Annotated in this window: 22 protein-coding genes; 15 read left to right on the top strand and 7 right to left on the bottom strand. The window is 61.2% G+C overall.

The window, feature by feature from the left end:
• Positions 1–10 precede the first annotated feature (10 nt).
• A complete protein-coding gene (locus tag RWK44_RS18020; protein WP_168263152.1) occupies positions 11–808 on the top strand; it encodes an ABC transporter ATP-binding protein in 798 nt (265 codons plus the stop codon).
• Between the two features lie 83 nt (positions 809–891).
• On the opposite strand, the gene RWK44_RS18015 is transcribed toward RWK44_RS18020, so the two are convergent.
• Positions 892–1566 carry a GntR family transcriptional regulator gene (locus RWK44_RS18015; protein ID WP_131664914.1) on the bottom strand — a complete coding sequence of 225 codons (675 nt, stop codon included), beginning with the start codon at positions 1564–1566 and terminating at the stop codon, positions 892–894.
• A 340-nt stretch (positions 1567–1906) separates the two neighbouring features.
• Between RWK44_RS18015 and RWK44_RS18010 the strand changes: the two genes are divergently transcribed.
• From RWK44_RS18010 to RWK44_RS17970, 9 genes are read left to right on the top strand one after another with little or no spacing between them, the layout of a single operon-like run.
• On the top strand, positions 1907–3034 hold the full coding sequence (locus RWK44_RS18010) for a BMP family ABC transporter substrate-binding protein (protein ID WP_077980806.1): 1128 nt from the start codon (positions 1907–1909) through the stop codon (positions 3032–3034).
• A gap of 20 nt (positions 3035–3054) precedes the next feature.
• Positions 3055–4182: an ABC transporter permease gene (locus RWK44_RS18005; RefSeq protein ID WP_221946533.1), complete on the top strand. Its 1128-nt coding sequence runs from the start codon at positions 3055–3057 to the stop codon at positions 4180–4182.
• Positions 4182–5108 carry an ABC transporter permease gene (locus RWK44_RS18000; RefSeq protein WP_316029203.1) on the top strand — a complete coding sequence of 309 codons (927 nt, stop codon included), beginning with the start codon at positions 4182–4184 and terminating at the stop codon, positions 5106–5108. The genes RWK44_RS18005 and RWK44_RS18000 overlap by 1 nt, the downstream gene beginning before the upstream one ends.
• Before the next feature lie 12 nt (positions 5109–5120).
• Complete coding sequence (locus tag RWK44_RS17995) at positions 5121–6137, top strand: formamidase (protein WP_316029202.1); 1017 nt, start codon at positions 5121–5123, stop codon at positions 6135–6137.
• Between the two features lie 11 nt (positions 6138–6148).
• Positions 6149–6850 carry a biuret amidohydrolase gene (gene biuH / locus RWK44_RS17990; protein WP_020047895.1) on the top strand — a complete coding sequence of 234 codons (702 nt, stop codon included), beginning with the start codon at positions 6149–6151 and terminating at the stop codon, positions 6848–6850.
• Complete coding sequence (atzD, locus tag RWK44_RS17985) at positions 6850–7905, top strand: cyanuric acid amidohydrolase (RefSeq protein WP_316029201.1); 1056 nt, start codon at positions 6850–6852, stop codon at positions 7903–7905. The genes biuH and atzD overlap by 1 nt, the downstream gene beginning before the upstream one ends.
• A gap of 1 nt (position 7906) precedes the next feature.
• Positions 7907–9457: an ABC transporter ATP-binding protein gene (locus RWK44_RS17980; protein ID WP_316029200.1), complete on the top strand. Its 1551-nt coding sequence runs from the start codon at positions 7907–7909 to the stop codon at positions 9455–9457.
• Entirely contained in the window at positions 9457–10125 is a 669-nt protein-coding gene (locus RWK44_RS17975; protein ID WP_077980813.1) for a cysteine hydrolase family protein, read from the top strand. The genes RWK44_RS17980 and RWK44_RS17975 overlap by 1 nt, the downstream gene beginning before the upstream one ends.
• On the top strand, positions 10118–10471 hold the full coding sequence (locus RWK44_RS17970) for a cupin domain-containing protein (RefSeq protein ID WP_131664809.1): 354 nt from the start codon (positions 10118–10120) through the stop codon (positions 10469–10471). The genes RWK44_RS17975 and RWK44_RS17970 overlap by 8 nt, the downstream gene beginning before the upstream one ends.
• Positions 10472–10522: 51 nt before the next feature.
• On the opposite strand, the gene RWK44_RS17965 is transcribed toward RWK44_RS17970, so the two are convergent.
• The 4 genes from RWK44_RS17965 to RWK44_RS17950 all read right to left on the bottom strand — a co-directional run bounded on the left by RWK44_RS17965 (position 10523) and on the right by RWK44_RS17950 (position 13543).
• Positions 10523–11314: an amino acid ABC transporter ATP-binding protein gene (locus RWK44_RS17965; RefSeq protein ID WP_316029199.1), complete on the bottom strand. Its 792-nt coding sequence runs from the start codon at positions 11312–11314 to the stop codon at positions 10523–10525.
• A complete protein-coding gene (locus tag RWK44_RS17960) occupies positions 11311–11979 on the bottom strand; it encodes an amino acid ABC transporter permease (protein WP_065284647.1) in 669 nt (222 codons plus the stop codon). The genes RWK44_RS17965 and RWK44_RS17960 overlap by 4 nt, the downstream gene beginning before the upstream one ends.
• Positions 11976–12617, bottom strand: coding sequence for an amino acid ABC transporter permease (locus tag RWK44_RS17955; RefSeq protein WP_131664811.1), 642 nt, complete (start codon positions 12615–12617; stop codon positions 11976–11978). The genes RWK44_RS17960 and RWK44_RS17955 overlap by 4 nt, the downstream gene beginning before the upstream one ends.
• A gap of 98 nt (positions 12618–12715) precedes the next feature.
• On the bottom strand, positions 12716–13543 hold the full coding sequence (locus RWK44_RS17950) for a transporter substrate-binding domain-containing protein (RefSeq protein ID WP_131664812.1): 828 nt from the start codon (positions 13541–13543) through the stop codon (positions 12716–12718).
• A gap of 226 nt (positions 13544–13769) precedes the next feature.
• Between RWK44_RS17950 and hutC the strand changes: the two genes are divergently transcribed.
• From hutC to RWK44_RS17930, 4 genes are all read left to right on the top strand, one after another.
• Entirely contained in the window at positions 13770–14477 is a 708-nt protein-coding gene (gene hutC / locus RWK44_RS17945; RefSeq protein WP_017958167.1) for a histidine utilization repressor, read from the top strand.
• 29 nt (positions 14478–14506) lie between these two features.
• Positions 14507–15439 (top strand): LysR family transcriptional regulator, encoded by a 933-nt coding sequence (locus tag RWK44_RS17940; protein ID WP_131664813.1) that lies wholly within the window; start codon positions 14507–14509, stop codon positions 15437–15439.
• 113 nt (positions 15440–15552) lie between these two features.
• Positions 15553–16908 (top strand): LLM class flavin-dependent oxidoreductase, encoded by a 1356-nt coding sequence (locus RWK44_RS17935; RefSeq protein WP_131664814.1) that lies wholly within the window; start codon positions 15553–15555, stop codon positions 16906–16908.
• Complete coding sequence (locus tag RWK44_RS17930; RefSeq protein ID WP_131664815.1) at positions 16905–17444, top strand: flavin reductase family protein; 540 nt, start codon at positions 16905–16907, stop codon at positions 17442–17444. The genes RWK44_RS17935 and RWK44_RS17930 overlap by 4 nt, the downstream gene beginning before the upstream one ends.
• Here RWK44_RS17930 and RWK44_RS17925 read toward each other — a convergent pair.
• Positions 17421–18584 carry an aminotransferase gene (locus tag RWK44_RS17925; RefSeq protein WP_316029198.1) on the bottom strand — a complete coding sequence of 388 codons (1164 nt, stop codon included), beginning with the start codon at positions 18582–18584 and terminating at the stop codon, positions 17421–17423. The genes RWK44_RS17930 and RWK44_RS17925 overlap by 24 nt on opposite strands.
• Positions 18585–18680: 96 nt before the next feature.
• Between RWK44_RS17925 and speB the strand changes: the two genes are divergently transcribed.
• Positions 18681–19736 carry an agmatinase gene (speB, locus tag RWK44_RS17920; RefSeq protein WP_131664817.1) on the top strand — a complete coding sequence of 352 codons (1056 nt, stop codon included), beginning with the start codon at positions 18681–18683 and terminating at the stop codon, positions 19734–19736.
• A 92-nt stretch (positions 19737–19828) separates the two neighbouring features.
• Here the strand turns inward: speB and RWK44_RS17915 are convergent, their stop codons facing one another.
• Entirely contained in the window at positions 19829–20413 is a 585-nt protein-coding gene (locus RWK44_RS17915) for a cysteine hydrolase family protein (RefSeq protein ID WP_094088906.1), read from the bottom strand.
• Positions 20414–20416: the final 3 nt, after the last annotated feature.

Below are 20416 nucleotides of genomic sequence, written 5' to 3'. Positions count from 1 at the left end.
GAGCGCACCTATGAACGCCTATCTGAAGCTCGACCATATCGACAAACATTTCGATCGGGGCGGCGCGCGCGCCGAGGTCCTGAAGGACATCAACCTGACGATTTCCGCGGGCGAATTCGTCTCGATCATCGGCCATTCGGGCTGCGGCAAGTCCACCCTGCTCAACCTCATCGCCGGCCTGACGCCGGTTTCGGCAGGCGCCGTGCTGCTTGAAAACCGTGAGGTCAACGGGCCCGGTCCGGAGCGCGCCGTCGTCTTCCAGAACCACTCGCTGCTGCCCTGGCTGACGGTCTACGAGAACGTCAATCTCGCCGTCTCCAAACTCTTCAACCGAACGAAGACCAAGGCCGAGCGGCATGAGTGGGTGATGGCCAACCTCGACCTCGTGCAGATGGCGCATGCGAGGGATAAGCGGCCTTCGGAAATTTCAGGCGGCATGAAGCAGCGCGTCGGTATCGCCCGCGCGCTTGCAATGGAACCGAAGATCCTGCTGCTCGACGAACCCTTCGGCGCGCTCGATGCGCTGACCCGCGCCCATCTTCAGGACGCCGTGATGGAAATCCACGCCCGGCTTGGCAACACGATGGTGATGATCACCCATGATGTCGATGAGGCGGTGCTGCTGTCCGATCGCATCGTGATGATGACCAACGGCCCGGCGGCCCGCATCGGCGAAGTGCTCGATGTGACCATGCCCCGTCCCCGCAATCGCATCGAACTCGCCTCCGACCGGACATATCTCAAATGCCGTGAAGCCGTACTGAAGTTCCTCTACGAACGCCACCGCTTCATCGAAGCGGCGGAGTAGAGACCGGGACATAACCTCGGCGTTTGCCGGTCGTGGTCTTCTCGCCTTCGTAGCGGCGCCTGATTTCAGGCGTCGCGCCCTCTTTACTCCCCGGGCGTTGCAAAGACCGCGCTGGCATCGCTGACAATTTCCACATGGGAATATGCCGCCTGCCCTGCGGCGGTGGCGTCCGCGCGCATGATCGCGGTGACGATCCGGCCGTGCTCCTCATAGGATTTTGCCAGACGCCCGGGCAGGCGGAACTGCGCCCGCCGAAAAGGCGCAAGCCGCGCCCGTGTCTGAGTCACCATCTCGAAGACATGATCATTATGCGCTCCGCGATAAAGCCGGGTATGAAATTCGGTATTGTGCGCCGAATATTCTTCTTCCGCGCCGGCATGCACGAGCCTCACCGATCCCCGATGCTCCAGCTCCAGCGCGCGCCGTTCATCGACCGTCATACGCTCGGCCGAGAGCCTGGCGCAGATCGCTTCGAGCTCCGCCATCGCCTCGAACATCGAATGCAGATAAGCCTCGGTGACATTGGTCACGACGGCACTGCGGTTCGGCTCGCGCGCAATCAATCCCATGGCACCCAGCTCACGCAGAGCCTCGCGCACCGGCGTACGCGAAACGTCGAAACGAGCCGCAAGCGACACCTCGTCCAGCTTCGCGCCCGGCAGGAGTTCACCCGTAACGATCATGTCGGCAATCGACCGCACCATCTGTTCGACGGTGGTTCCGGTACGGATCACTTCTCTGCGCCTGGGCTGCTTCACGATACGAATCTGCTCACATCAACACTCTGCATACAGATGACGTTCGAGACTGGATAAGTCAAATCGGGCGGCGAAGATATTGTTAAATTTTCACTTTCTGATGCCCGAGATACCTCGGATAACTCGACTTTGTGCGAACTATGCAGTCACAATGAACAATAAATATCTATTGATTACTTTTTATGCAAGAATTCGATCAATCTGTATGCACTTTGCAACGTGCAAATCTTGCGGTAACGGATAAACTATAAAAAACAACAGATTAATTTCTGGCACATACATTGCATGCACTTTTCTGTACCCGTTCACAACCGGCCCAGCGCCGCAAGGAGCATTTCCGATGACCAAACTCCTTTCCATGAACCGCCGCAATTTCCTCCAGGCTTCCGCTGCCGGTGCGCTTGCCGGCGCCATGCCGGGCCTGATCGCCTCCTCCGCCGCAGCCCAAACCGCGCTGACCGTCGGCTTCATCTATGTCGGCCCCAAGGACGACTACGGCTACAACCAGGCGCATGCCGAAGGTGCGGCTGTCATCAAGGCGATGCCTGGTGTGACGCTGGTCGAAGAAGAGAACGTGCCGGAGACCGTCGACGTCCAGAAGACCATGGAATCCATGATCAACCTGGATGGCGCGACCCTGCTCTTTCCGACCTCCTTCGGCTACTTCGACCCACACATGCTGGCCGTGGCCGCCAAACATCCCGACATCCAGTTCCGCCACTGCGGCGGCCTCTGGCAGGAAGGCAAGAACCCGGCCAATACGGGCTCCTATTTCGGCTATATCTTCCAGGGCCAGTATCTGAACGGCATTGCCGCCGGCCATGCGACGAAGAGCAAGAAGATCGGCTTCGTCGCCGCAAAGCCGATCCCGCAGGTTCTGCAGAATATCAACGCCTTCCTGCTTGGCGCGCGCGCAGTCGATCCTGGTATCACCTGCCAGGTGATCTTCACCGGCGAATGGTCGCTCGCCGTCAAGGAGGCCGAAGCCACCAATGCGCTGGTCGACCAGGGCGCCGACGTCATCACCTGCCACGTCGACAGCCCCAAAGTGGTCGTCGAGACGGCTGCCGGCCGCGGCGCCTTCGTCTGCGGCTATCACGCCAACCAGAGCCCGCTTGCTCCCGAAAAATACCTCACCGGCGCCGAATGGGCCTGGGGCAACGTCTACGGCGACTTCGTCAAGAAGGCGCAGGCCGGCGAAAAGCTCGGCAACTTCGTGCGTGGCGGCCTCAAGGACGGCTTCGTAAAGATGAGCGCGCTCGGCCCCGGTGTGTCCGCCGAGGGCCGCAAGGCCTTTGAGGCCACGCAGGCCGACATGATGAAGGGCGGCTTCTCGGTCTTCAAGGGACCGTTGAAGGACAACAAGGGCGACACCGTCGTGGCTGCCGACAAGAGCTACGCCGAAGACGCGATCGAGCTCGAAAGCATGAATTATCTGGTCGAGGGCGTTGTCGGGTCCACGGCGTAAACCGCGAAGGGAGAAGCGCCATGACCATCGAGGCCAATGATCCCGCAATAGTCATCGCGGAAAAACCGGCTTCCCTGCGCCCCGTCCTCGAATGGATCGCACGGCGGGCCGAGCCTGTTGTCATCGGCCTCGCGGCCATTCTGATCGGTCTTGCGCTCTTCTCCCTCTTCATTCTGGCGGTCGGCAAGTCGCCGGCCACCCTCTTCCAACTGATGTATACCGGCGGCTTCGGCAGCTGGTTTTCGGTGCAAAACAGCTTAAGTCGTGCCGCACCCCTTCTCCTGACGGCACTCTGCGTCGCCCTGCCCGCCCGTCTCGGCCTCGTCATCATCGGCGGGGAAGGAGCGGTCGTGCTGGGCGGCGTTGCTGCCGCAGCCATGGCTCTGCCGCTCGCCGGCACTGCGCCTGTCTTCCTCACGCTCATTCTGATGGCGATCGCTGCCATGGTGGTCGGCGGCATCTGGATCGGCCTTGCCGGTTTCCTGCGCCACTATCGCGGCGTCAACGAAACCATCTCGTCGCTGCTGCTCTCCTATATCGCCATTGCCCTGATGAACCAGTTCGTCGAAGGGCTGCTCCGCGATCCGGCAAGCCTCAACAAGCCGTCGACCAGGCCGTTGCCGGCGGAATATATGCTCGGCAATATTCCCGGCATGGACGTGCATTGGGGCCTGGTCATCGGCATCCTCGCCTGTGTGGTCTCCTGGATCGTGATCGAGGCCACGAGCTACGGTTTTGCCGCCCGCATCGCCGGCGGCAACGTGCGCGCCGCGCAGATCCAGGGACTGCCGGTCGGCAAGCTGATCGCCGGATTTACCGCGCTTGCCGGCAGTTTTGCCGGCCTGGCGGGCATGATCGAAGTGGCGGCGGTGCAGGGAAGTGCCAACGCCTCGCTTGCCGCCAGCTACGGTTATACCGGCATCCTCGTCGCCTTCCTCGCCAGGCACAATCCGCTGGCGATCATTCCGGTGGCGATCCTGCTCGGCGGCATCGACGCCTCGGGCGGCCTCATCCAGCGGCGCATGGGCCTGCCGGATGCGACGGTTCTGGTGCTGCAGGGCACGCTCTTCATCGTCATTCTGTTCTGCGAGACCTTCTACGGCCGCTTCAAGATCTTCAATCCCGACCTCTGGAAAAGGAGCCTCTGATGGAAGAGACAGGCATCGGCATCTGGGGCGTGCCGCTGGCGATCTTCGCAGGCGCCATCCGCGTTTCCACTCCCTTCATCTTCGTCAGCCTCGGCGAGACGATCACCGAACGCTCCGGCCGCATCAATCTCGGCCTGGAAGGCACGCTCGTCTTCGGCGCCATGACGGCCTATGCGGTGGCCGTCATGACCGGCTCGCCGACCCTCGGCGTGCTGGCCGCAATGGTGGCGGGCGCGATCTTCGGCCTCATCCACGGCTGGATCTGCAAGTTCCCGAAGGTCAACGACATCGCCATCGGCATCGCCATGATGCAGTTCGGTCTCGGCATGGCGTTTTTCCTCGGCAAATCCTTCATCCAGCCGGTGGCGCCGAAACTGCCCTCGATCCCGCTCGGCGGCTGGTCGAGCACGCCGCAGGTCCAGGCGGCACTCAATATCAACGTGCTGTTTTTCATCGGCGCGGCACTTACCCTCTTCCTGTTCTGGGCCTTCAAGAACACCCGCATCGGTCTGATCCTGCGCGTCGTCGGCGACAGCACCGACGCGGCCCGCGCCATGGGCATCCACCCGGACCGGGTTCGCTTGCTGGCGACGGCAGTGGGCGGTTCGCTGGCGGCAATCGGCGGCGCCTATCTCTCGCTCTACTATCCGGGCTCATGGAACGAAGGCATCTCGTCGGGCCAGGGCCTGATGGCGGTGGCCCTGGTCATCTTCGCCCGCTGGAACCCGATCGGCTGCTTTCTGGCTGCCCTGCTTTTCGGCGGTGCCGGCGCGCTCGGCCCGGCGCTGCAATCGGTCGGCGTCACACAAGGCTACTACCTTTTTTACGCCGCGCCTTACGTGCTCACCCTCGTCATCCTGATCGCCACCTCTTCGCCCACCCGCTCGCTCGCCGGTGCGCCGGGTGCGCTGTCGCTCACGAAATAACGGAGCATTCCGATGAACGGACTTGGCGGTCTCAACAAATCCGAACACGGCGTCGGTATCGGCCTGGTACAGCTCCAGCTGCCGGTGACTGTCACCAAAGCGGACCTGGCAAAACAGACGCAGGTGATCGCCGATCTGGTGGCCAAGGCGCGGCGCAACCAGCCGGGCATGGACCTCGTCGTCTTTCCCGAATACGCGCTGCACGGCCTTTCCATGGACATCAATCCGGAGATCATGTGCACGCTCGACGGGCCGGAGGTCGCGGCTTTCAAGCAGGCCTGCAGGGACAACCGGATCTGGGGCTGCTTCTCGATCATGGAGCTCAATCCCGGCGGCATGCCCTATAATTCCGGCATCGTCATCGACGACCAGGGCGAGTTGAAGCTCTATTACCGCAAGATGCATCCCTGGATCCCCGTCGAGCCCTGGGAGCCCGGCGACCTTGGCATCCCTGTCATCGAAGGCCCCGGGGGCGCCAAGCTCGCGCTGATCATCTGCCATGACGGCATGTTCCCGGAGATGGCGCGCGAATGCGCCTATAAGGGCGCCGAAATCATGATCCGCACGGCCGGCTACACGGCGCCCATCCGCGACGCCTGGCGCTTCACCAACCAGGCCAACGCCTTCTGCAATCTGATGGTCACGGCCAACGTTTGCATGTGCGGCTCGGACGGCACGTTCGATTCCATGGGCGAAGGCATGATCTGCAATTTCGACGGCACGATCATCGCCCACGGCACCTCCGGCCGCGTCAACGAGATCATCACCGCCGAGGTGCGCCCTGACCTGGTGCGCGAGGCCCGGCTCGGCTGGGGGGTGGAGAACAATATCTACCAGTTCGGCCATCGCGGCTATGTCGCTGTCGCCGGCGGCGCCCAGGATGCGCCCTACACCTACATGCACGACCTTGTCGCCGGCAAATACCACCTGCCATGGGAAGACGAGGTAAAGGTCAAGGACGGCACGTCCTGCGGATTTGACAAGCCGATGCGCCGCTACGGCGAACCCCTCAAACCAGCCGCCGAATAGGAGAGAGAATGATGGACGCGATGGCCGAAACCAACGGGCATTTTATCGACGCCGATCCGTATCCCTGGCCCTATAACGGCGCTCTGCGGCCTGATAACACCGCCCTCATCATCATCGACATGCAGACGGATTTCTGCGGCAAGGGCGGCTATGTCGACCATATGGGCTATGACCTGTCGCTGGTGCAGGCGCCGATCGAACCGATCAAACGTGTTTTGGCCGCCATGCGGGCCAAGGGCTACCACATCATCCACACCCGCGAGGGCCATCGTCCCGACCTCGCCGATCTGCCGGCCAACAAACGCTGGCGCTCGCAGCGCATCGGCGCCGGCATCGGCGATCCCGGCCCCTGCGGCCGTATCCTGACGCGGGGCGAACCCGGCTGGGACATCATTCCCGAACTCTACCCGATCGAAGGCGAGACGATCATCGACAAGCCCGGCAAGGGTTCGTTCTGCGCCACCGACCTGGAACTCATCCTCAACCAGAAGCGCATCGAGAACATTATCCTCACCGGAATCACCACCGATGTCTGCGTCTCGACGACGATGCGCGAGGCAAACGACCGCGGCTACGAGTGCCTGCTGCTGGAAGACTGCTGTGGTGCGACCGACTACGGAAACCACCTCGCCGCCATCAAGATGGTGAAGATGCAGGGCGGCGTCTTCGGCTCAGTCTCCAATTCCGCGGCTCTAGTCGAGGCGCTACCCTGATGCCGTCATTGCGTGCCCATGTCTTTCGCGTGCCAGCCGACGGCCCCGATGACGTTTCCGGCGTCGAGGCGCTCTTTGCCAACGGCCTTCAGGCGAACAACATCGTCGCCGTTCTCGGCAAGACGGAAGGCAACGGCTGCGTCAATGATTTTACCCGCGGTTATGCCACCCGCAGCTTCGAGACATTGTTCAGTAGATATGGCGTCGACGGCGTCTCGATCATCATGTCCGGCGGCACCGAGGGTGCGCTCTCGCCGCATTGGACGGTTTTTGCGCGTGAAACCGTAGAAACCTCGGGCGAACGGGCGCTTGCCATTGGTGTGTCGCGTACCCCCGCGCTGCCCCCCGAACATCTCGGGCGCCGGGAACAGATCCTGCTCGTTGCCGAAGGCGTGAAGTCCGCGATGAGGGATGCCGGCATCGATGATCCCGCCGATGCCCATTTCGTGCAGATCAAGTGTCCGCTGCTCACCTCGCGCCGGATTGCCGAGGCCGAGGCAGCAGGCAGGAAGGTCGCAACCCACGACACGCTGAAATCCATGGGCCTCTCGCGCGGCGCTTCGGCTCTCGGCGTCGCCGTGGCACTCGGCGAGATAGATGCGACATCGATCAACGATGCCGACATCTGCACACGTTTCGATCTCTTTTCCCGCTGCGCCTCAACCTCGTCCGGGGTCGAACTCACCGATCACGAAATCATCGTCCTCGGCATGAGCGCAAAATGGTCCGGTCCGCTGTCGATCGACCACGCGGTCATGCGGGATGCGATCGACGCGCATTCCGTCAGGAAAGCCCGCGAACGCCTGCCGGAAAACAGCCGGCTGGCGGCGGTTCTCGCCAAGGCCGAGCCGGACCCGTCCGGCAGGATCGGCGGCAGGCGCCACACGATGCTCGATGACTCGGATATTGCAGGCACCCGCCATGCCCGTGCCTTCGTCGGCGGCGTTCTCGCCGGCATCTTCGGCATTACCGATCTCTATGTGTCCGGCGGCGCCGAACACCAGGGTCCGCCCGGCGGCGGTCCCGTCGCCATCATCGTCGAAAAGGAGCAATGAAGTGAGCACAGTCCGCGACACGCCCCTTCCGCAAGCCGGCAAGGCCGTCGGCATCGATACGCTCGGCATGGCCATGCGCTTCGGCTCGTTCACCGCGCTCGACAACGTTTCGATCGCCGTTCCGGCCGGCTCTTTTCACGCGCTTCTCGGCGAAAACGGCGCTGGCAAGTCGACGCTCGTCAAATGCATCATGGGCTTCTATCACGCCACGTCAGGCTCGCTGTCGGTCGATGGCCGCGAGGTGGCGGTCGCCTCACCCAAGGATGCCGCGGCCTATGGGCTCGGCATGGTCTACCAGCATTTCACACTGGTTCCCTCTCTGACCGGCGCGGAAAACCTGGTCATCAGCCGCACCGAAGTACCCGCGGTGATCAACTGGGCCAGGGAACGCAAGGATCTGGCGGGTTTCATGGAGCGCATGCCGTTCAAGATCCCGCTCGACAGGCCGGTGAGCGAGCTTGCGGCCGGCGAAAAGCAGAAGCTCGAAATCGTCAAGCAGCTCTATCTCGGCCGCTCCTTCCTGGTGCTCGACGAGCCGACCTCGGTGCTGACGCCGGCCGAAGCCGGTGAGATGCTCGGCATCGTGCGCGGGATGACCGAGCGCGGCGAGCTCACCGTGCTGATGATTTCCCACAAGTTCCACGAGGTGACGAAGTTCGCTGATGCCGTCTCGATCCTGCGGCGCGGCAAGCTGGTCGGCACCGGCAAGGTCGGCGAGCTCTCCACCGCCGAGATGGCGGCGATGATGATCGGCGACGTCAAGCTCGCCGAGCTCGACAGCCGTCTGCCGGTGGCGGAAGCGGCCAAATCCGTGCTCACTGTAAGCCAGGTGAAAGCTCCGGATCGCTCCGGCCTGAAGACGATCGAGATTGATACGCTTACGGTCCGCGCCGGCGAGATCGTCGGCATCGCCGGCATATCGGGTAACGGCCAGAAGGAGCTGACGGAAATCCTGGCCGGCCAGCGCCCGACCGATAGCGGCGAGGTCATGGTCAATGGCGAGACTTACGGCGCCACCCGTGGGGAAACCCGCAAGAACAAGGTGCGTTTCATCCCCGAAGAGCCGTTGCAGAATGCCTGCGCACCCAAGATGACCGTGAGCGAGAACCTTGCGTTCCGCACCTTCGACTTGAAGCTGGACGGCAAGGACGCGATCTGGCTGAACAAGGGCAGCATGAAGAAGCGTGCCTCGGCGCTGATCTCCGACTTCAAGGTCAAGACGGCCTCTTCCTCCTCACCGATCGCAGCGCTTTCGGGCGGTAACGTGCAGCGGGCGGTGCTCGCCCGCGAACTGACGGGCGAGGTCGATCTGCTGATCGTCTCGAACCCTTGTTTCGGCCTCGATTTCTCGGCCGTTGCCGAAATCCGCGCCCGCATCATGAAAGCACGCAATTTAGGTGCCGCCGTGCTGCTGCTTTCCGAAGACCTCGACGAACTGCTCGAGATGTCCGACCGCATCATGGTCATTTCGGAAGGCAGGCTGGTTTACGAGACACCGGCGCGCTCGGCCGATATCGGCGTGATCGGCGCCCACATGGCGGGGCATCATTGATGATGGGGATCAAGGCAGAACCCTTCGCCTTTCCGGTGAAGCACGATGAGCTCGCCCTCATCGTCATCGACATGCAGCGCGATTTCGCCGAGCCGGGCGGCTTCGGTGCCAGCCTCGGCAATGATGTCAGCCGCATCACCAGGATCGTGCCCGATGTCAAACGCCTGATCCAGGGCTTCCGCAATGCCGGCCTGCCTGTGATCCATACGATGGAGTGCCACCGGCCTGATCTCTCCGACTTGCCGCCGGCCAAACGCGACCGCGGCAATCCTTCGCTCAGGATCGGCGACGAGGGCCCGATGGGCCGCATCCTGATCTCGGGCGAACCCGGCACGGCAATTCTTCCGGAACTGGCTCCCGTGAAGGGCGAGGTCGTCATCGAAAAACCCGGCAAGGGCGCCTTCTATGCGACCGAGCTCGGCACCGTGCTGCAGCAGAAGGGCATCAAGCAGCTCGTCTTTGCCGGTGTCACCACCGAAGTCTGCGTGCAAACGACGATGCGCGAAGCAAACGACCGCGGCTATGAATGTCTTCTCGCCGAGGAGGCAACGGAAAGCTATTTCCCCGAATTCAAAGCCGCAGCCATTGCCATGATCCGTGCCCAGGGCGCGATCGTCGGCTGGACCGCCCATGTCGACGACATTCTGGAAAGCATCGCCCATGCCTGAAACGACCCGCGAACGCCTGACGTCAGGCGGCTGGAAGGAGCTGGAATTCGGCCCTTTCCGCGATGCTGTCACCATTCACTGGATCCGCCCCTTCGAAGGCGATCAGCCAGGCGTGGCGCTGTTGAAATATGAGCCCGGCGCCTCTGTTCCCCGCCATCGCCACGAGGGGCTCGAGACCATCCTGGTGCTCGATGGCGTTCAATCCGACGAGACGGGCGATTATGCCAGCGGCAGTTACATCGTCAACGCGCCGGGCAGCGAACACTCGGTCTGGAGCGAGACCGGCTGTATCGTGCTCATCCAGTGGGACCGGCCCGTGAAAATACTCGAAGAGGAGATTGCCTGAACCCGGCACCCGCCTTGGAGATCGGCCCGACGATCCATAAGGACATGAACGTCACAGCAGCATCGAGGCTCCGCGATCGATATAGGTATCCAGGAATTGCTCGAGCCGGGGGTTTCTCGGTCGCTTGAAGACGTCCTGCGGCGGACCGGTGAACAGCACCTTGCCGTGATCGAGAAAGACGATCTGCTGGCCGACCGTTGCGGCAAATCCGATCTCGTGGGAGACGACGACCATCGTCATGCCCTCGGCGGCGAGATCGCGCATGACGTTCAGCACTTCGCCGGTCAGCTCTGGATCGAGTGACGAGGTCGGCTCGTCAAAGAGCATGATCTTTGGGTTGAGGGCAAGCGCCCGGGCGATGGCAACGCGCTGCTGTTGCCCTCCCGAAAGCTGCGACGGATAGTGCCCTGCCCTGCCCTCAAGGCCGACCTTGACGAGCTGGGCCATTGCCCGCTCTTCCGCATCCTTGCGGCTCATCTTGTGAACCGTCTTCAGCGCCTCGCTGACATTGCCGAGCGCCGTCATATGCGGCCAGAGATTGAACTGCTGAAAAACCATGCCGATCTGTGATCGGATCCGCCGGTTCACCGCCGCCGGCACCCGCTCACGGACGCCCTTGGCGTTTTCCGCAAAGCCAAGCACCTCGCCATTGACTGTAATCGTCCCCTTGGTCGATTCCCCGAGAAAGGCCATACAGCGCAGCAGCGTACTCTTGCCGGAACCCGACGGGCCAATGACGCAGGAAACCTGCCCCTGAACGATATCGAGGTCGATGCCGTGCAGCACGGTGGAGCCGCCGAACGTCTTGACGAGATTTTTGACTGCGATCGCAGGAACGCTCATATGTTGAAAAACCTGAATCTGGTGAGTTTCGTTTCGGCGAGATGACCGAGCCAACCGGTGATTTCGACCAAGGCCCAATAGAACAGCGCGAGCACAAAGAGCGCCTCGACGAAAGCATATTGCTGCGAGCCGATGGCGCTCAGTGTCGCCGTCAACTCCGGCACGGTAATGATGGACAGCACGGCCGTCTCCTTCATCAGGATGATCGTCATGTTGATCGACGGCGGCAACACCAGCATGGTCATCTCCGGCAGCAATATGCGTCGGATGATCTGTCCTTGTGTCAGGCCAACGCATATCCCGGCTTCGATATGTCCCTTCGGGACCGCAGCAAAGCCCGAGCGGAATATCTCACTGAAATAAGCCGCGCCGTAGATGGAAAGGCCGATGACGCCTGCCGGGATCGGATCGAGCGATAATCCGACGAATGGCCCGCCGTAGTAGACGAGGAATATCTGAATCAGGAACGGCGTGCCGCGGAGCACCGCGATGACAATGCCGAACGCCTTGTCCAGGATCACCCCGCCAAAACGTCTGGCAACGGCGACAAGGAAGCCGAGCACGGCAGCGGCCGGGGTGGTGATGATCCAGATGACGATGGTGACCCATGCACCGCTGAGGATTTCCGGCAAGTTGCTGAAGATCACATTGATGTCGAAGGTCATCGCGGCACTCCTGGCAGGGAGCGTTCGATCAGGCCGCCCGCAAGGGCAACGATCCAATTGATGACGAGATAGATCAGCCCGGCGGAAGCGAAAATCTCGAGCGGCAGGAAGGTGCTGCCGGCAAGGTCCTGGGCCATGCGCGTCAACTCGATGACCCCGACGACCGAGACCAGCGAAGACGCCTTCAGGATAAGGATCGCTTCGTTGACGAGCGCCGGAAAGGTCAGGCGCAGGGCGATCGGCGCCTTGATGCGGCGGAAGATCTGAACGGGTGTCATGCCGACCATTTCGGCAGATTCGACAAGGCCCGTCGGAACACTGGAAAATCCGCCGCGCAGATTTTCAGCCTGATAGGCCGCAGTACACAGCGAAAGACCAATGATGGCCGCAACGATGCTCGGCACGTTGATGCCGATCGCCGGCAGCAGGTTATAGATCAGCAGCAGTTGCACCAGCAGCGGCACGCCACGAAAGAAACTGATGAAAATCCGCGCCTGCAGCGCGAAGAGCCGTTGCCGCGAAAGCAGCATGGCGGAAACAATGATGGCGATCGCAAAGCCGATCAGGATAGAAACCACGCTGATCGTCACCGTGTAGATCGCGGCTTGCAGAAGCAGTTCGAAAAGCTTGATGGGCATGGGCGGTGTTTGCCTGGGCGCTGCGGCCGTGAACTCTGATGCCACGGCAGATTGCGCCCCGACCACTGGCGGGGCGCGTTCGTTTCACCGGCAGCTAATCAGAATGCCGGGTCCTTGACAGCATCAGGCGTATCAAAAGATGCACCGAACCACTTCTTCTGCAGCTCAGCCATGCGTCCATCTGCCTTGATCTTGAGCATTGCGGCATCAATCGCATCCATCAGTGGGGCGTGATCGGCATTCTTGAGACCGATGAAGCCGAAATAGGACTTCTTGCCGAATGGCGGCTGGACGACTTCGAATGTGCCCTTTCGCTGGCTGGCGACGAAGGCGATATTCGGCAGCGAGTTGGCAACGCCGGCAATGCGCCCGGCTGCGAGATCGGCATAGGATTCGGTAAAGGCCGGATATTCGCGCACATCGACCTTGGTCGGCAGCGTGTCGGAGAATTCCTTCAACTGGTCGAGCTGAGCAGTTGCCTTGCCGACGCCGATCTTCTTGCCGGCAATATCTTCCGGCTTGCTGATGGTCGTATCGCCGGCCTTCTTCAGAATGGCAATCGTCGCTTCGGCGATCGGCGGCGTGAAGCGATAGCGCTCCAAGCGCTTCTTGGTGATCGTCGCAGGGCCTGCGACGACATCGAACTTGCCGGCCTCGAGCGCCGGGAAGACACCGTCCCAGGGAAGCGCCACCCACTCGATCTTGACGCCGAGTTCCTTGCCGATCTCGGCAAAGAGGTCGACGTTCAGGCCTGTGTGTTCACCGGCGTCGATATAGTCGAACGGTGCGAAAGCCGTTTCGGTGCCAACCTTGAGGGTGCCGGCTGCCTTGACGGCTGCCAGCGTGTCGGCTGCATGGGCGGAAACGGCTGCTCCGAGCAGGAACGCAGCGCCGACCAGACCCTTCAGCAGTGAATGTGCCTTCATGATCATCTCTCCAATTTTTATTCCCCCGGCGGGGGAGTTTTGTTCCCGACTTCGATTTTCCTCGGCACGGATTTCTATGCTCCGCTTTTGACTATACAAATAGATATAGGCTGGCCTAGAGTGTCAATGTAAAAGACGAGGAACGCAAAATTTGTGCCGGATGGCGTCGATCTCGCTGGCGTGCTGTTCCGCATTTGTGATCGCTGACGCCGGATGAGGTGCGGACTTGGTGTCGATTTACCAGCGTATTTTCACGGATATCGAGACGAAGATCATCAGCGGTGATTGGCGGCCCGGCGACCGCATTCCCGTCGAGCACGAGCTGGTGGCCGAATATCGGTGTTCGCGCATGACGGTCAGCAAGGCGCTGTCGGCGCTGGCCGAACGCGGCATGATCGTGAGGCGGCGCAAGACCGGTTCGTTTGTCGCATCGCCCCAGATCGACCGCACCGTGATGGATATTCAGGATATCAGCACCGAAGCAGAACTGGCCGGGCACGAACACCGCTTCGAAATCCTCGCCCGCACGGTCGAGCGCCTTGGAGAGGCGGAGGCGCAGCAGCTGTCGGAGCCTGCCGATGCAGAAGTCCTTAGACTTCAATGCCTGCATATCGTCGACGGCAGACCGAATGCCATCGAGCGGCGAATCATCATGCTCGATGCCGTGCCACGGGCGAGAGAAGAGAGCTTCGCCTCGATCCCGCCCGGCAAATGGCTGCTTGAGCAGGTGCCCTGGTCCAAGGCCAAACATGTCATTCGTGCCGTCTCGGCCGATACCGTGACGGCCCGGATCCTGCAGACGGAGAGGGGCGAGGCTTGCCTTAGCCTGATCCGCCAGACCTGGCAGAACGGGCGCACGGTGACATATGTCGAGATTACCCATCCAGGCGATCGCTTCCAGTTCGCAGGGACGTTTCACCCGACGGCAAATTGAGTTGGCGCAAATCACGAGAGGCTCCGCAAGTGACCCATGAGCGCTTCAAGACGATCCCGCTGAAGGGCTTGCAGGCCTTCGAGGCGGTGGGGCGCTGCGGCGGCGTGACGGCCGCGGCACTGGAACTCAACGTATCGCCGGGAGCAATCAGCCAGCAGGTTCACAAAATCGAAAGCTTCCTTGGCGTTTCGCTTCTGGAACGTAGCGGACGAACCGTCGAGCTGACTGCCTGGGGCCGGCTCTACCACCAGGAGATATCGAAGGGATTTGAGCAATTCGCCCTCGCCGGGCAACTGCTGGAAAAGGCCCGCAATGAGACAGCATTGGTTCTCAGTGCGCTTTCCTCCGTCGTCAACAAATGGATCGGCAGGCGCATCTTCGACTGGCAAGCGCTTCATCCCGACGTGCAGGTGAGGATCATCGGACGCGACAGAGAGCCCCGCATCGGCTTCGACGATATCGATTTCCGCGTGAGCTACGGGTCGGACGTGCTGCAGCACGAACATTATACCGAACTGTTTCGCGATTGGGTGGTGCCTGCCTGTTCGCCGGCGCTGATGCAGGATCGCGCGCATGCGGCTTGCGATCTCTTCAAACAGCCCCTCCTCCATGTCGAGTGGGAACGGCACTTCACGCCTTACCCGAGCTGGGCGGAGTTTGCCGCCAAGGCCGGTGTCTCCTTCGACGCGTCAACGCCAGGCCTTTCCTTCACCCTGTCGAGCAGCGCTATTGACGCGGCTGTCAACAAGCGCGGCGTCGTTCTCGCGCAGATGTCGATGATATCAGATGAGCTCGATGCGCAAACGCTCGTCATTCCCGTCGACCTGCGCATCGCACTGCGCGAAAGCTATTTTCTCGCCTGGGATCGGGCGGCCTTGCAGAAGCCCCACGGGCGCGAATTCCGCGATTGGCTCATTGCTGTTTCCCGTCAGCAGGCCCTGGCGTCCGCGCCGATACTTTAGAAAAACTAAAACGGAACCCAGCTGAGCGATATTGATGAAAATTTGCGCCTGGCGATAATTTGCGCAGTCGCCCTCCACCGTTGGCGGCGTGGCCGACATAGCAGGAGAGCTCGATGGCGCGAACTGACAAGATGAAACTCGGGACTTTCGTCTATACGTTCGGCTTTCATCCTGCGTCCTGGCTGCATCCGGCAAGCGACGTCAATGGCGCCAACGACTTCGCTCATCTGCTCGATGTCGCCAAACGATCCGAAGCGGCCAAGTTCGATTTCATGTTCATGGCGGATTCTCCTGCCGCCGCCGTCGGCGATCCGAAGGCGCTTGCCCGCATTCCGACCAAGATGAACCGTTTCGAACCGCTCTCGCTGCTTTCGGCTCTGGCAGTCACCACCAACGATGTCGGCCTCGTGGCGACGGTGTCGACGAGTTACTACGAGCCATACAATGTCGCGCGCCTGTTCGCTTCGATCGACCATTTGAGCAAGGGGCGCGTCTGCTGGAACGTCGTCACCTCCGATCACGACGAAACCGGCTACAACTTCAATCGCGAGGGGCTCGACCCGCATGCACTGCGTTACGAGCGCGGCAACGAATTCGTCGATGTCGTGTTCGGCCTCTGGGACAGCTTCGAGGAAGGCGCACTGCTTCTCGACCGTGAAAACGGTGTCTACTATGACAAGGACAAGCACCACACGCTCAATCACAAGGGCAAGCACTTCCAGGTTCGCGGGCCGCTCAACATCGCGCGGACGCCCCAGGGCCGCCCGGTCATTGCCCAGGCGGGCGGTTCGGAACCCGGAATGGACATGGCGGCGCGCACGGCCGAGATCGTCTTCAGCCTCGCATCGAATATCGACCGGAACCGGGCCTTTTACGAAAACGTCAAACGCCGGATGCCCGCCCATGGGCGCGATCCCGACGACCTGAAAATCATGCCGGGCATCGTCATCAACGTCGGTGAAACCGAAGCCGAGGCAAAGGCGAAGGTGGACTATCTGATCGACAAGATGCATCCGGATGTCGGCCGGCTGATGCTCTCCGAATTTCTGGAAGCGGACCTGCGCGATGTCGCTCTCGACAAGCCCTTCCCCATGGATCGGCTGCCGGCGGCGCCGAAGGGATCACGCGCCTTGTTCGACGAGCTGGTCGATTTCGTCAGAAGCGGCCGCACCGTCGGCGAACTTATCCGGCACTATGCCGAGAAGCATACCGGAAATGGCATGACGGGGACGCCGGCCCAGATTGCCGACTTCATGGAGGAATGGTTCGAGACACGCGCCGCCGACGGCTTCATCCTGATGTTCCCGACCTTGCCCTCCAGCCTCGACGACTTCGTGCGGCTGGTCCTGCCCGAGCTTCGACGTCGCGGGCTGTTCCGCGAGGAATATGAGGGCAAGACCTTGCGCGAAAACCTGGGTCTTTCAATGCCGGCAAACCCTTTTGCCAAAACGAAAGAGTCAGCCCGATGAGTGCCGAGGCTTTGATCAGCGAAGCGGACTTCAAGCTTTCGATGCGTCATCTGGCGGGTGCCGTCAGCGTGATCACGGTCGGCGACGGGCAACACCGCACCGGCTTCACGGCAACGTCGGTCTCCTCGCTTTCGGCGGAGTTGCCGTCCGTCATCGTCAGCGTCAACCGAGCATCTTCCTCATGGCCGGCGTTGCAGCGGTACGGCTGCTTCTGCGTTAACGTGCTCGCCGCCGACCAGCAGCAGGTGGCGCAATCCTTTGCCGGCCTTGATGGGCGAAAGGGCGCCGAACGCTACGGCAATGCGGGATGGTATCGCCTCAAGACCGGCGCGGCCGCCCTTGAAAACGCCCTGACGGTGCTGGACTGCAAACTCGAAACCGCATTCCACTATCATTCCCACGCCATTTTGGTCGGACATGTCTGCGCGATCGAAATCCGGCAGGACATAGGGCCGCTGCTTTACTGGCGCGGCGGCTTTCATGAAATTCCGGCGGAGGTTGATCGCAGCGACCTAACGAAGGCGCTCGGACAATAGCCCTATCGAGGCGACATCCGCATTGGCAAAGGCAAGTCTGAGGTAACGCTCCTGGCCTTCGCCGAAATAAGCGCCGGGCAAACAGACGACGCCGGATTCCTTGGCGAGTTTTTCGGCAACCTCTGAAGCCGATCGATCGGCGTAGGGATGGCGGACAAACGCAAAATAGGCGCCGATCGCTCCGATCTCCCAATCCGGCAGCCCGGAAAAGACCAACTTCAACGCATCCGCCCGGCGGGCGATCTCGAGCCGGTTGCCAGCCCGCCAATCGGCGAGCGCCGGGATCGCCGATGCAACGGCGATCTGAGGCGAACGCGGTGCGCAGATCTGCATATTGTCCATCACCTTGGCGATCTCGGCGACGAGTTTGGGCCCTGCCGTGATTGCACCCAGTCGATGACCGGGAATGCAGAAGGATTTCGAGAAGCTGTAGAGAAGGACGAGCGTCTCCTCCCAATCCGCCTCGGACAGAAGAGAGTGCGGCCGCCCATATCCTTCGCCAAGGAAATCGCGATAGGTTTCATCGATAACCAGCCAGGCGCCATATTTCCTGCAGAGAACAAAAAACTCATGAAGCAGGCTCGGCGGATACACGGCTCCGGTGGGATTATTGGGTGTCACGACGGCAAGCATCTTCGCGCCCGCTGCAAGGGCTGCCTCGGCCGAAGCCGGACCGGGAAGAAATCCTGCGGCCGGGTCACAATCGACCAATCGGCGCCCGATCCCAAGCATCGACAGCGTCGTGTCGTAATTGAAATAGAAGGGATTGGTCAGCGCCACCGTATCGCCCGCGCCCGCAAGCGCGATCGCCGTACACATGAACGCCTGATTGCAGCCGGCGGTAATGTGGATATTGCCGGCGGAAAGGTCGGCGCCGTAAAGCTCGGCAAGATGAGCCGCGTAGGCCTTGCGCAAGAAAGATTCGCCCTCGATCGGCCCGTATCCCGTCATGGCCTGCTGCCCGGCCGCCTCGGCAAGAAGCCGCAGCATCTCCGGATGCGCGGGATAACCAGGCACAGCTTGCGACAGATCGATGAGCGGCCCTTTTTCTCCTTTGTATTCGCGGCTCCAGGCGACGACGGAAGGAATGGGCGGGGCGGAAAGGCGGGCAACAAGCGAATTGGGTTTTGCAGCGATCATATCGATTTCTCTTTGACACCGATTGCTACAACGATACCAATTGCTTTCTCAACCTCTTTGTCGAGTGATATAGAGCTGAAGCGGAGACGCATGCGCATGGTGTGGGACAAAACGCGGCTCGAACAGCTGCGCACAGAATTTGCAGACGCCAATGGCGGCGAGATATTCGACGAAAAGTTTCGCAAAGTGGCGGAGAAGATTATCTCCAAGAACGGTACGAGACTGGCGCCCTATGCCGGAATACCGACCTTCCTCAGCGCCCCTTACATGCAGGTCGCTGCCGATGATCCTGACTTCGGCAATCTCCAGGTTGCAATCACCGGGGTCCCCATGGATCTTGGCGTCACCAATCGTCCGGGCTCGCGTTTCGGACCGAGAGCGCTTCGCGCCATCGAAAGGATCGGCCCTTATAATCACGTCCTCGCCACGGCGCCGGTCTTCGATCTTCGGGTCGCCGATATCGGTGACGTAGCGTTCCAAAGCCGTTACCGGCTGGAGCTCAGCCACGACGACATCGAAAAACGCATCGGCCAGATCGTCGATGCCGGCGTTGCCCCGCTTTCCGTCGGCGGCGATCATTCCATCAGCCATCCGATTTTGAAGGCCATCGGTCGGCAGCAGCCGGTCGGCCTCATTCATATCGATGCCCATTGCGATACAAGCGGCGCCTTCGATCAGACGAAGTTTCATCATGGCGGGCCGTTCCGCAATGCGGTGCTGGACGGCGTGCTCGATCCGACAAGGACGATCCAGATTGGCATCCGTGGTTCGGCGGAATATTTGTGGGAATTCTCCTATGCGTCGGGAATGACCGTGATCCACGCAGAGGATATCAACGGAATGGGGATTGCGGCCGTCATTGCCAAAGCAAAATCCGTCGTCGGCGACGGCCCGACCTATCTTTCCTTCGACGTCGACAGCCTCGATCCGAGCTTTGCGCCCGGCACGGGCACGCCCGAGGTCGGTGGATTGACTACACGTGAAGTCCTTGAGCTGATACGCGGGCTGAAAGGGATCAACTTAGTGGGCGGTGACGTCGTCGAAGTTGCCCCGCAATATGACGCAACGACCAACACGGCGCACGCCGCAGCACAGGTGCTCTTTGAGATCCTGAGCCTCATGGTGTTCAGTCCGTCGATCGGCAAACGCTGAGACCGACCTCTCGGTCATCTCTGGCAATTGGCCGGATGGGCCAAGACCATGTCGTTCGCGCAAAACCGCCGCACAGTTTTGCGCGACATGCTTTAACCAACGCCCCTCAAAAATTCTTCGGTCTCGATGAGTTCGAGCTGCACGGAAAACCGATCGTGCAGAAGTTCCAGTGACGCGTCATGCGTATCGTCGGCGCCGCTGCAGACGGCATCCTTCAGCACGATGACACGATAGCCGAGATCGATCGCGCCGAGCGTCGTGGCAAGCACGCAAACATCCGTTTCACCGCCTGAGATAACCAGCGTATCGACCCGTTCCGACTGAAGGAGCGTATGAAGGCGACCATCGATCCAAGGGGAGTAGGTGCGTTTGTCGAAATACCTTGCCGGCGGAACCAACGCCGCCAGCGATGAAGCCAGATCGATCAAGTCGCGCGGAAGATGCTCGCCCGTCATCATCCACCATTTCCGGTAATAGTCCCGCCATTTCCCCGGCATGTCGTCCGCACGCTCGGGTGGCAGGAAGCGAGTAAATATCGTTCGCGACGGGTGCCGCCCCGCCAACTCTTCGATCTGGGGGGAGACCCGCGCCATCCAGGGGACGTGCCACGGTGTGTCTTCGGCAAACATCCGCTGCACGTCGACGCAAAGGTGCCGCCACTCGCCGACCTCGCCCATCAG

The sequence above is a fragment of the Rhizobium sp. 25PS6 genome, from assembly GCF_032464655.1.
GTDB lineage: Bacteria > Pseudomonadota > Alphaproteobacteria > Rhizobiales > Rhizobiaceae > Rhizobium > Rhizobium laguerreae.
Note: the sequence above shows the minus strand (reverse complement) of the source record. Positions and strands in the feature narration are given on the sequence as shown.